The organism is Skermanella aerolata KACC 11604, assembly GCF_000936425.1.
In the GTDB taxonomy this organism is placed as follows: Bacteria; Pseudomonadota; Alphaproteobacteria; order Azospirillales; family Azospirillaceae; genus Skermanella; species Skermanella aerolata.
Genome location: NZ_AVFK01000085.1, coordinates 1 through 11,667, shown reverse-complemented (window position 1 = coordinate 11,667; position 11,667 = coordinate 1). Strand labels below are relative to the sequence as shown.

Here is an 11,667-nt window from a genome sequence, read left to right as displayed (position 1 = left end):
TGGAAACCCGCTGTCAACGCTTGATCCAGTGCAACTACGCTACGCTTACCACCAATGAGGATCGCTGCCGCGCAATCCTGGAGGCGATGGTGTGGCCGTCCGGCCCGGTCTGTCCCGACTGCGGCAGCTTGGCATTCCTACACCCTGGCCGACCGTACGATGGGCAAAAAGGCTCGATCTGGCTTGGCCTCAGTGCGCCGAACGCGGCTGCCGCTTCCAGTTCACCGCGACCACCCGGACACCGCTCCACTCGACCAAATTGCCAATCGGAAAGTGGCTGATGGCGATGTGGATGATCCTCCAGTCGGATAAAGGCATTTCATCATAGCACCTGGCCGAGGCGATATGCTCGTCGCAGCCGACGGCATGGCGGCTCGGTCATGCCGTACGGGTGCTGACCGCCTCGATTCATCGCCTGAGCGGCACCGTCGAGATCGACGTCATGATGTTCGGCGGCGCACCGCGCAGAGACCCGTCGAATCCCGACGCGCGCAAGGGCAAGCAGGGCCATACGACCAAGACCCCCGTAGTGGTGATCATCGAGCGCCCGAACAGCCGGGACCCGGTCGAGAACGAGCCCGAGCCCAAGGCGATGGCCATGCTGATCCCGAACCAGACGGCGGCGGCGCTGTCGGCGGCGCTCGACGGAATGACCGAAAGGGATGCCCACGTGATGTCCGACAGCGCCGCCAGCATCGCCGTCGCGGCCTCCGGGCATATCGCCCACGACACCGTCAACCACGGCGCCACCGAATTCGTCCGGGGCATAGTGCATGCCAACTCCGCTGAAGGCTATAATGACAGGGTCCGCAGGACCGTGGTCGGTGTCTTCCATCACATCAATTGCGCCCATACCGCGCGCTACCTTGACGAAATCTCCTGGCGGTGGCGGCAACGTATTCACGTCGGCAGGTCTCCGCGCCAAACCAGAAAAGGACGCATCGTGCTGCGCAACATCTGGGAACGCGTCCCGCCGGTCGAACATATGGGCAAGCTCCTGCGAGGAGCGTTGGGACGCGAAATGCGGCGAACGAAAAACGGCAGCGTCGATATTCTCGTCATCCAACCTGTGTTTGGAATATAAAGGCGGAAATTCTAGCTTCCTCATATTTCCTGAAGGCCGCCGAAGTTGGTTATCCCAAAGCGATCCTGCGTCTGGCGCACACTCTTCTGGCTCAAGGACCGACTAGGAAACCCAAACGGGCAATAAGCTTCTTCCTCGAAGCGGCTGACCGTGGCATGCCGGTCGGTGATCTGCTGACTGTCAAAACCGCTCAGGCGGAACCGGAAGTCAGGGATTTGATTGATGACGCCACCTACGCGAAGCTGCTGTCCTTTGCGGGTGACGATGGTGAAGGAGAAGCGGATTATCTGCTCGGGACATATCTGCTGGACAACATCGAACGATTAGGCCGCAGTAATCGTGAAACGAACATCCGGAAAATACTCTCGCTGCCAAATAGGGCAATCAGACACGGATCGATGCTGGAACATGTTGGCCTAGCAAAATTTTACTCGGAGATTTCCGAGGATCCAGGCGCTGGAAGTGAAGCGGCATTTCATGCCGCTGTCGCAATGGCTGTCGTTCCCGAGGACCAGAGATTCAAAGACGGTATGGACGCTTTCCTGATGCGGGAAATCCTGACAGCCTATCAACGATCTGGAAACGGCAGCCCCGGCATCGCGGATAGGATCAGCAGGACAATCAGCCGCGGCGGCCTGGAACAGCTGCCGTAATATAGTGGACATCGCGACTTCGACAGGGACGGACCCTGCAAGGTCGGTTGGCCCAGCTCCGTCCACTTTTCTGAACAAGCCTTGGAAAAAAATAGACTGAAATTCAGCAGCTCAACAGCATCTATTCCGTGACAGCCGCAATCCAGAAGCCACAAAAAGCCAACAGTTAATTCCTTATTTTGGATAAAATTGACCGTCACTACCCCCTACAGTGCGTATCCTTTTCGCTCTGGAAGTTTGTTGTTCTCCATGTCATTTCTTAAACGTTTTATTGCATAAGGATGGCCTCGTGGCTAACAAAACATTCCCAAGACACCTTCTTCTGACAACATTCCTATCAACCAGCATTATTTTTGTCGGCTTGCCAGCCAAACCGGTTTTAGCCTGGGGACTCAAAACTCATGCTTGGATTGCTCAGGAAGTCATCAACGATGTCACAAGCGACGGCGCTGTGACGCTGAATGGACAGGCGTACCCGATTCCACAGGATGTTGCCGTCGCGATCACATCCCACCCGGAGCGTTACAGGATTGGCAGCTTGGGACCTGATGTGTTTCCCGATCCTGTTGTCGGACAAACCACAACCCACCCTGGTCTGGCAGGCGGCTGGCAAACCGACGATTGGCTCAGGAATATACTGGGAGCGGCTGATGACCCCGAGGAAAGGGCCTTCGCCTATGGCTTTGCCGCGCATGCTGCCGGCGATGTCTTCGCCCATACTTACGTGAATGCCTACGCAGGGGACATCTTTGAGCTTACCGACGGCGAGGTTGAGGTGGAGCGGCGGCACTTCGTCCTTGAAAAATACATTGAATCCCTTACTCCCGATATGCGGGACGTCGCCGGAAATCCGATACCATGGTCTTCAGGATTTGCTACGGCAACAAGTTTCTCACGCGACACGCTGATCCTGAACCCATCGGTTGCCGGTCAATACAGGAAGGTCAGTACCGCGCAGCATCTTGCTGCCATGTTCGACGTCAGGACCGCTGTGGAGGATGCTGACAAGCTGACTCAAGACGCTATCGGGCGGATTACCGGATTCGGAGCCGACTATTTCAAGAAACAGCTCGAACTTCAGATCGATCTTGCAACTGGTAAAACGGCTCTTGATGCGGCGGATCTCGCACTCAAAGGACATGAGGAACTTCTTGAAATCCGCCGTGCGGCCTACGACGAAGCGCTGAGAGCGCTCAACGGCGCAAGAGATATAATCAGGAATTACCCTGAGCTGGTAAGCCCGCATAAAGCGCTACTGGCTATTCAAGTAAAGGCGCTATCCGACGCGACAGACGCCTTGACCAAGGCAACCGCCGATGCCGCCAGGTTAGGCGGCGGCATCCAGAACGAAATTAACAAATTCAACAATAGATTAGGCAATCTTGTATGTGACACATTTTTAGGTTTCCTGGATGAATGCAATGACTTGGTCAATAGTATCACAGAGGCGCAAAACAGGTTGAACGTGCTGAACAATGCCGTGGTTGTTGCCGATGCGGCTGTCAAAGAGGCCGAAAAAGCGCGCGACACAACGCAGAATGTGATAAATGAGATCGATAAAGCTCATGACGCGGCGATCCGCGGGATTGCAGACGGCGTTTACCAAGCCGCTGAAGCTGCCGCAAAGGCGGAACTCGATCTTCAGGAGGCAGTGGTAAAGGAAGCGCGTAAAGGAGTTGGCGAAGCGCAGAAAGTCGTCGAACGCATCCAAGCAGAGCTCGACGGCGTAGGAGCGATCGTCGATGAAATCAAACGCGCAGTCGATAAGTATAATCTGATCACGCTGTTCCTGCGAAACTGGAATTCTGACATCAACGTGGCCTCCGAGCAGTATATCAAGTCGAGCCATTCAGCCGGGATGGCGATGCTGCTGAACGCTGGCAATCCCATTGATGAATACTGGACCTGGTACAAATGTTATGGCCAGGTTTTCCTCGCCCACCCCAAGGAACTGGGTCAGGCTGGGTGCTTGGTACGCGAAGGGATTGACAAAGTCCGGGAAGAGTACGACCGGGCGATCGATTCATTACCCGAAATTCTTCGGTGGGCTATTGCACCCTCACGAGAGGCCCAGAAGCTGGTTATGAAGCGCCTTGAGCCGGAACTCAAGAAGGCTGAATTCGCCTTGCTCGCGTTCCTGACAGATAAAACAACGGCGGACTTCCTGTTACTTCTGTCGTCCCCGGAGAATGCAACTCGCAGCAAGCTGGTCGAGGTATTCTCCAATGATACTTCCGGCAAAAACCTGCTGGAGTTTGACGATGCGGCGGATCTCGTTGAGAAGGATATGACGATCAGCGGCGGTAAACTGGATCCGGACCGATTCGCCCCTTTGCGCCACTCGGTAACTTTGGCCAAATTGAGCCTTCTCGCCCCTGACCAACTAAATCGACTTGCTGAAAATCTTTCAGGCGTGAAAGGATCTCCTGTTTACGGCGCTGCAATCTACCCGAACAATCCCGGCAACTTCACGCTGTTGTACAATATGGTGCGCAGCATCGACGGCAATCATCAATGGCAGGCTTACGGACTTCCCTGGCCACGGAAAGCCGGAGTGGAAGCGGCCAAGCCAGGCAAATTGAATTATGGCTATGATTACAATCTGGACCAGTCGAAGGGTCTGCGTTTCTGGGTCGATCCGTTCCTGCGCGAACGCGTCTTCCAGGTGTTGTTTCCAGATGGAGTTATTGGCGCTCTCGGGGACCGTCGCGAGTTGCAGTGGCCTCAATACCGATTTCCTGCTTGTCCGCAGAATCCGTTCCCCGCAACGCAGAATATCGACGGAAGCATAAGATCGAGCGATCCTACCTGCGCAGTCGTCGCCGATGCCGCGAGACCGGCACTTAGACTCGAATTCACAAATCGGAATTCGTACCAAGATCGTTACTTCCAGTGCGATCGCACACAGGCGACAGCCGGCGAGTCTCCATACTGGACGGTTGTCGGATCGTTCACGACGAAGGATGGAGCAAGCCGCCATGCCGAGGCGAACAACACGCGCTTCCCCGACCACTTGATTGAAGTGTGGGAGCCACAAAACTCGAACCGGTACTGGACCACTATGGTCGCGGCATGCACGTCGAAAGCAAGAGCAGAGGAAGCCCGTGACCTGGCGATACGGCGCTCCATTGCGACCGACGCCTTCATCTGGTCGCCGCGTCTGCCGTGGAAACCTCAGGAGACATCGGCGGACACCCTTGCAAGCAACCGCTGATCGGCCAGCCAGATTATTTCATCACGCATTGTTTGCTCGAGAAAACAGATTACCATCATGGATTAAGCGAACAAATGTGAGCCATACGGTTTCAGACATGATCGTTCAGGTAGCAATTGTGGTAGGCGCGAAATACAAATTGGCACCGTGCCGATTGGCACCTCAATCTTTTGATCGACCTATTGTCCGTCATAGTCCTGTGAAGACCTATTCACACGTCATCTGACGGGTGCCAAACTCATCGAACAGAAGAACGATCGCGCCGCATAGTTAATCCCTTCACAATCAATCAAGATACCCGAGACAGAAAAAACCGCCTTTATATCCCAAACGCAGCAAAATAGTGGTAGTGTGCCGTTTTAGCGCTTTTTGCGGGAGGCGGTTATGGCGGTCGATCTGAAGGCCCTGTTCGAGAGCGTGCGCACGGTTTCTGAGGCGGCGGTCGCCTTCGCCGATGAAGATCGTTGCCGCGCCATCCTGGAGGCGATGGTGTGGCCGTCCGGCCCGGTCTGCCCGGACTGCGGCAGCCTGCACTCCTACACCCTGGCTGACCGTGCGATCGGCGGGACGGTGCGGGCTGGTTTGCGTCAGTGCGCCGAACGCGACTGCCGCTTCCAGTTCACCGCGACCACCCGGACGCCGCTCCACTCGACCAAACTGCCCATCGGCAAGTGGCTGATGGCGATGTGGATGATCCTGCACTCGGACAAGGGCATTTCGTCGCCTCGCCTCGCTGAGGCCATCGGCGTGTCGCAGCCGACCGCTTGGCGGCTCGGCCATGCCATCCGGGTACTGACCGCCTCGGTCCAGCGCCTGAGCGGCACCGTCGAGTTCGACGTCATGATGGTCGGCGGTGCGCCGCGCAAGGATCCGTCGAACCCTGAAGCGCGCAAGGGCAAGCAGGGCCATACCACCAAGACACCAGTAGCAGTGGCCGTCGAACGCCCGAACAGCCGGGACCCGATGGACAACGAGCCGGAGCCTAAAGCGATGGCCATACCGATCCCGGATCAGACGGCGGCGGCGTTGTCGGCGGCGCTCGACGGGATGACCAACAAGGATGCCCACGTGATGTCCGACAGCGCCGCCGGTATCGCCGTCGCGGCCTCAGGGCACATCGCCCATGATACCGTCAACCACGGCGCCACTGAATTCGTCCGCGGCACAGTGCATGCCAACTCCGCCGAAGGGTATAATGACCGCGTCCGCCGGACCGTGGTCGGCGTCTTCCATCACATCAGTTCCGTCCATGCGCCGCGCTATCTCGACGAAGTCTCCTGGCGCTGGCGGCAGCGCATCCATGCCGGCAAGTCGCCGCGCAAAACCAGAAAAGGACGCGTCGTGCTGCGCGATATATGGGAACGCGTGCCGCCGATCGAGCAAATGGGCAAGCTCCTGCGCGGAGCGCTGGGACGCGAAATGCGGCGAACAAAGAACGGCAGCGTCGATGTTCTCGTCATCCAGCCTGTGTTTGGGATATAAAGGCGGGTTTTACTCCGCTTCGGCCCTTCACTTGACCATGGCCTCTGGCCTACCGGCCTGGTCCTCGGCGGAATCGGCGTTGGGCTGTAGCCGAATAGCTCGACGATCTCAGCTTCCGCGCAGCCCCGCTTCCGCATCCGGCTCGCCATCGCCCGGTCCTCGATCTTCTCCTCGCCGGGATCGCGCGCTGCATCGATCCGATCGATGTCGTGCAGCAGATCCTCAGCGATATCGATGTATCCTGGCGTGCTTTTGCGGATCATGCCAGCGCTCCAGTCCGCTCGTTCCGATAGATCGCCCCGATGTCGAGATTAAGGCCGATGCTGTCGAGCCTCATTGGTCCCGTCACGAAATCCGGATGATCGGCCGGGCCGCCCACCATCGCTCGGCGCGTTTTGGTCCGCCAGACCATCGCGAGGGGCAGGTCCGCGTGAAGGACGACGATTTCCTTCAGTGAGCCGGTCCGCAACAGGCGGCGCCCGATCGCCAACCCGTCCTCTTCGGGTTCTCCGCTCATGATCTCGATCGCCAGGACTGGCCTGGGATGGGCCGGGTGATACCAATCGGGATCGGTTGTGACCGCGAGATCGACGACGAGGCAGCTGTCCTCGCCATACGGGCTGGCGTGCACGGAGAGTCCAAGGCGAAGCGGTTCGCCGGTTCTCAGCAGGTGGCGACTGAGCAGCCCGCCAATCCGTGCGATCATCCGCGACCGGTAGGCGCTGAGTGGCCGTAGCGGGACCAAGTGCCCGCCCTGCAGCTCGAGGCCTTCCGGCGGGTCCGCCAGGAACTCCCGCAGTCTATCCGGTCCCGGAACGTGGCGGCGCCTGTAATCGATCATGGTATTGCCGCGCTTCGACACCCGCAGTTCCTGGTTCACCGCCTCACCTCCATGGTTTCGCGCGTGCGATCTTCGAGCATGAGTCTGAAGTCTGTCCCGGAGATTGTCCAGTGCCCTCGCGTCGGCAGGGTCGGCAGGAATGAGCCCAGAGCGATCTTGGCCGCCAACTACCCCGCTTTACTTTTCGCGACGGTAAAGCTGGGTAATTGCTGATGCAGCTTTTCCAGAACGGGTCCGCAGAAAAGCTTCCGCCGGGCGAACGCAAGGGGCGTCAAATCGACCATGAAGGGGCGGGCATTCCGACCGCCCTGGAAGTGCGGCCGGTCCAGAAAGAACGCCGGCTGCTCGCACCAGTCCGGGCCGGGCCGGCCCGACAGATGGGCCAGATGCTCCGCCATGCCCCCGAGATGCGCCATCAGGACGGGGTTGCGGATGGGTTCCGGCGCGGCGTCATAGACACGCGACGACACGGACGGATCGCCCGAACGCCAGTCGGCGACGCCGATGAGGTGGTCGATGAATTCCTTCATGGCCGCCGGGTAATCGCCGGTTCGCGCCGCCATGAGCGACACCTCCAGCAAGGAGGTGGGGGAGGGTGCGAAGCGGAGGGTGAGATAATTAGCGGAAGCTGCCTTTGTTTCCATGCCCGACATCGTAAGCGTAACCCAACAAAACTCAAGCGGAAGGAGCTGGATAAGAGATGCATAGCCCCTTGGGAGCTTTATGGCTTCGGCTGGGTGCAGGTGGTCGGATTGGTCTAATTTCATTTGACGGCGGTAGCCGCAACTTCAGACAGCGATGCTTGATCACGCCTATACATCTGTGATACAGCTTAATCAGGATTGTGCAAGCCGTGAGGACGCGCGATGACGAGCATGCTCAACGAAACATATCTGAGCGGCTTCGCCAACCCGGCAAAAAACCGAATTCAGGTCATGCGCGTTGAGCAGATAAATGGTCTAGTCAAGGAACTCGGCTTGGACGGCGCCAAGGCCGCACACGTCACCGACCTGTTGCCCAAAGCCTCCGCCTGGATCGCCAATGGGCAAACCGACAGTCTGTCTCAGCGGATGTCACAATCGCGATCCGAGGGCTCCGTGGCGAGAGAAATCAAGTTAGGATCGGGTGAGGCTGGATCGAGCTGAATGCTCATTCAGCAGAAGGAAGGTCATGATGGACTTTTTAGCAGGACATCCGTGGGAATTCCTGCTGTTGTTCTTTGTTTTGTGCGCCGCCATCATCGGTGTCGAAGTCCGTTTTAATAGGGAAAATTGGAAACAACGATCGTCGGAATTGATCGTCAATTTTTTTGGCGTTTTTGTTGCAATTGTTTTTGCTTTAGCTCAGGGCAAATACGATCGGGATGAGGAGGGCAGAGATAAGGTCATGGCGCTACTCAGAGCCACTGAGCTCGAGTTATATACCAGCAAGAGCGAGAACGACATACCTATTGTGGGCATGGAAGAATTAGAAAAATCAACGCGAGGCCTTAATCCAGAAGTCGTGGCTGCAACAAAAAGTCTAATAAAAAGATACAACAATGCATCCAAAAAGGTTGATGCCTCTAATCGTCTGCTATATTTACCCATATTCAACGAGCTTGTCAAAGAGCCCGAGGTCATATCCAGATTTCCCCCACAAATCTCGCTCTTGCTATCTCTCGATTATCAAAAGTTGCAGTTGATGCAAGCGATGATGAACGATCAGGAGCGAACAGACAGACTCATAAATTCTTATGGCGCTCCGGAAAACATTGAAAAAAACCTCGATGCTTTTGAGGAGGCTATCAGGCCGGTAATGAAAACGGCCCTCATACAACAATTATCCACCACGAAGTACGCTTTGTGCGCCCTGAGGACCAGCATCGAAGTGAGAGAGGAATTCACCGAGGAGCGCGATGATGCTGATTTGTGGGTGGCTCGGCTGAAAAAATCTTGCGGCAATGGTGACGGACTTGTTCTGATTAAACCAGGGAGGCCTTACGTTGAGGGTCTTGTGGATTATCTCAAGCATGGCCCGGCATAAAGCGATCAACCCGAACCGCTTTTGTACATCACGCAGTAGCCCTGACGCAGCATTCTAGAAAATCCTTGGGTCAGGCTCGCGGCAGGGCTGGGCTAGCGGTAATCAATTCGGCCGGAGTGGAGTAGATCGTATGTCAAGCACTGGTAAATCAGGAGGCTCAAGAAAGGCTCGCAACCTTTTATCGGAAAATCCGGCTAAATCCTCCTGGAATGGGCTTTAGGATGCCGGCCAGCCGATCCAGAGCTCCCTCAGCCGAGCGCCAGGCGTCGTAGATGCTCTGGTCGTAGACCTTGCGGTACTCGTGCTGCGGCAGGCCATGGAAATTGTACACCTCGTTGTCCTGGATCATGAGCGGAAGGAAAGCCCGCGCTGCCGTGGTGTCTGTTTCTTCCGTGAAGAACGCTCTGCGGTAGGTCCTGAGTTTCTTGTTAAGGTCGTGCATCGCGTGCCGGGCCTCCTCCAGGAGGTCGGCAAATTCTTCCCCCAGCAGGGTGTGCTCTCGCCACTCGGATGTCAGCCACGCGGACGGAATCTCGATCGCTTCCAGGTAAGCCATTGAAAACTCGGTGAGATCCAACGTTTTGACGTGGGGCTCGTCGAACATTTCGAGGCGGATCGAGGCCCCGAACTTATCCAGGCTCTTCCGGTAGTCGGCGAGTACACCAAACTGCATGCGGCGGTATCCCGATACGGCGGCCTTATGTCTCGCTGTCTCGAGCTTGGTCTGCCGCCTGACGGAAGCCATAGCCGCCACGTAGGCGATGACTGCGGCAACGATCGTCATGCTGGCCGCCAGTAGGGCCGCTTTGTATCCCAGGTTCATTGCCTCGCGGGAAGCTTCCGCCGCCATCTCGGCCGCCCTGATCGTGGCACCGGCACCGATTTCGGCAGCGCGGATCGCGGCTTCGTCGCTCCGGTACGAATCCCATGCGTCAAGATCGAATATCGGTTGCTGGTCAATTAGCCGCATATTGCTCCGCCCACGTTCCGTCAAACGAGTATTACGGCCATGAGTAGTCTAGGCGCATGCGGCGACTGTCAACATCAGGTTGCCAACGTGAGGTGATATGGGGGTAGGGTGGAGCCGTGCTTGCGCCTCTGTCAGAGTATTTCCGGCCCGAAGTTACAGTCTTGGATGAGTTGCATAATTTAAGTTATGGAAATAACGAGAAGAATATAGCGATGGAGGTTCCCGGACGCGGATCATTCGTCAGCGTGTGACGGAAGCGACGATTTGCTCCTAATCGATGATGGCCAGTTTCCACACGTATCTTCACTACGACAGCGCGACAGGTATCGCGGCCATCCCACCGGCGATGACTGGGTCCACTCTGGTCGCCCCGTCGGAGCCGAGCCTCCGCTTGAACCTGGCCCTTTCGCCGCTCCGAGTCATGAACTAACGCTCGCAGAAAACGCTAACTTATTGATTTTCCTACGATGTAACGGTGTAACGCACCTAACCAGGGATTCAAAATATAGAAAAAGAAAAAGATTTGATACGTCTCAGGATCCGATCACGGTCAACGATTCTTTTTTCTAAATCCTTCACGAGTCAAAATACGAGAAGAGCGTTACATACCTATACCTATCCTAATAAAATCTATATCTATCATAGGGTTAGTGATGTAACGCCGGGCCTAACAGACCCCTAACTCCCGGGAACGGCGTTAGGTTTAAACCCAAATCCCGCTCCGAACCCACTCCCCATCCTTGCGGGGGCGATAGTGTATGTCCGTCTTTTTCGAAACATGGCGCCGCCGGACATCTGTATCCCGCCGATTCGAGCCAGATAGTCGGAGCGTGGCTGCAGACTGAGGGAGGACTGCGATGTTTCTTTCCGAGACAGCCGACATCGACCCGCCAGGGATCGTCCGGCGCGGACGGTTCAACTTCGGCTTTTCATTTATTCAGCGCACGTGGGAAGAGCGCGAGGCGCCGTTCGCGATTGAACTCCACCGGCGGGCCGATCTGCGCGGTGCTGACGCATACGACGGCGACGGGGAGATCCAGTCATTCCAGGTTTTCGACGACCGGGGATGCTTTCTTGGGCTTAAATGCATTCGCAACCAAGCTCACTTTCTCTTTACGGCGATCACCAATACCCGAGACATCCCGAAGATTCGGACCAGGCTAATACCTGACGGAGCGAGCCTACGAGCCCGCGCCGGGAGAAGACGGCGTCCTGATCTTTCAACGCGTCGAGGACGGTCATCGGGCCGCGATCGATCTCAGCCGGTCCTGGCCGTACATGATCTTGGATAGGAAGTAGCCCTTGACGCAGTTCAGGCCGCGATTGACCTCCGCCTTGATGTCGCCGTGGGTAGCGACGACACGGTTATCCTTGGTCGCGTCCATCACGCCGCAACCA

At 56.8% G+C, this 11,667-nt stretch carries 10 protein-coding genes and 1 pseudogene; 7 read left to right on the top strand and 4 right to left on the bottom strand.

The genetic code is table 11. The features are described from left to right. Positions 1–20 precede the first annotated feature (20 nt). From N826_RS46195 to N826_RS37020, 5 genes are all read left to right on the top strand, one after another. Positions 21–281, top strand: a complete 261-nt coding sequence (locus N826_RS46195; RefSeq protein WP_084721513.1) for a transposase — start codon at positions 21–23, stop codon at positions 279–281. A gap of 50 nt (positions 282–331) precedes the next feature. Further along, the gene (locus tag N826_RS37035; protein ID WP_147041227.1) at positions 332–1,084 is read left to right on the top strand and encodes an IS1595 family transposase; all 753 of its coding nucleotides are present in this window, start codon (positions 332–334) and stop codon (positions 1,082–1,084) included. Between the two features lie 155 nt (positions 1,085–1,239). Then, positions 1,240–1,737 carry a hypothetical protein gene (locus N826_RS37030; RefSeq protein ID WP_044437498.1) on the top strand — a complete coding sequence of 166 codons (498 nt, stop codon included), beginning with the start codon at positions 1,240–1,242 and terminating at the stop codon, positions 1,735–1,737. A gap of 289 nt (positions 1,738–2,026) precedes the next feature. After that, positions 2,027–4,951, top strand: coding sequence for a zinc dependent phospholipase C family protein (locus tag N826_RS37025; protein WP_169789492.1), 2,925 nt, complete (start codon positions 2,027–2,029; stop codon positions 4,949–4,951). Between the two features lie 384 nt (positions 4,952–5,335). Then, positions 5,336–6,433, top strand: coding sequence for an IS1595 family transposase (locus tag N826_RS37020; RefSeq protein WP_044437495.1), 1,098 nt, complete (start codon positions 5,336–5,338; stop codon positions 6,431–6,433). 259 nt (positions 6,434–6,692) lie between these two features. On the opposite strand, the gene N826_RS37015 is transcribed toward N826_RS37020, so the two are convergent. Together N826_RS37015 and N826_RS37010 are read right to left on the bottom strand one after the other, a co-directional pair. Next, entirely contained in the window at positions 6,693–7,313 is a 621-nt protein-coding gene (locus N826_RS37015) for a hypothetical protein (RefSeq protein ID WP_044437492.1), read from the bottom strand. Positions 7,314–7,441: 128 nt separating this feature from the next. Beyond that, a complete protein-coding gene (locus tag N826_RS37010) occupies positions 7,442–7,837 on the bottom strand; it encodes a hypothetical protein (RefSeq protein ID WP_044437490.1) in 396 nt (131 codons plus the stop codon). A gap of 303 nt (positions 7,838–8,140) precedes the next feature. Between N826_RS37010 and N826_RS37005 the strand changes: the two genes are divergently transcribed. Together N826_RS37005 and N826_RS37000 are read left to right on the top strand one after the other, a co-directional pair. Then, entirely contained in the window at positions 8,141–8,419 is a 279-nt protein-coding gene (locus N826_RS37005) for a hypothetical protein (protein WP_044437489.1), read from the top strand. Positions 8,420–8,444: 25 nt separating this feature from the next. Further along, positions 8,445–9,299, top strand: coding sequence for a hypothetical protein (locus N826_RS37000; protein WP_044437487.1), 855 nt, complete (start codon positions 8,445–8,447; stop codon positions 9,297–9,299). A gap of 178 nt (positions 9,300–9,477) precedes the next feature. Here the strand turns inward: N826_RS37000 and N826_RS36995 are convergent, their stop codons facing one another. After that, on the bottom strand, positions 9,478–10,269 hold the full coding sequence (locus tag N826_RS36995) for a hypothetical protein (protein ID WP_044437486.1): 792 nt from the start codon (positions 10,267–10,269) through the stop codon (positions 9,478–9,480). A 1,259-nt stretch (positions 10,270–11,528) separates the two neighbouring features. After that, positions 11,529–11,667 (bottom strand): annotated as a pseudogene (locus N826_RS42520) (hypothetical protein); the annotation flags it as partial.

Bases quoted from the DNA above. Each gene is read 5' to 3' on its own strand.
- N826_RS37020 (WP_044437495.1), top strand. From the start codon at position 5,336: ATGGCGGTCGATCTGAAGGCCCTGTTCGAGAGCGTGCGCACGGTTTCT.
- N826_RS37010 (WP_044437490.1), bottom strand. From the start codon at position 7,837: ATGGCGGCGCGAACCGGCGATTACCCGGCGGCCATGAAGGAATTCATC.
- N826_RS37000 (WP_044437487.1), top strand. From the start codon at position 8,445: ATGATGGACTTTTTAGCAGGACATCCGTGGGAATTCCTGCTGTTGTTC.
- N826_RS37030 (WP_044437498.1), top strand. From the start codon at position 1,240: ATGCCGGTCGGTGATCTGCTGACTGTCAAAACCGCTCAGGCGGAACCG.
- N826_RS36995 (WP_044437486.1), bottom strand. From the start codon at position 10,269: ATGCGGCTAATTGACCAGCAACCGATATTCGATCTTGACGCATGGGAT.
- N826_RS37005 (WP_044437489.1), top strand. From the start codon at position 8,141: ATGACGAGCATGCTCAACGAAACATATCTGAGCGGCTTCGCCAACCCG.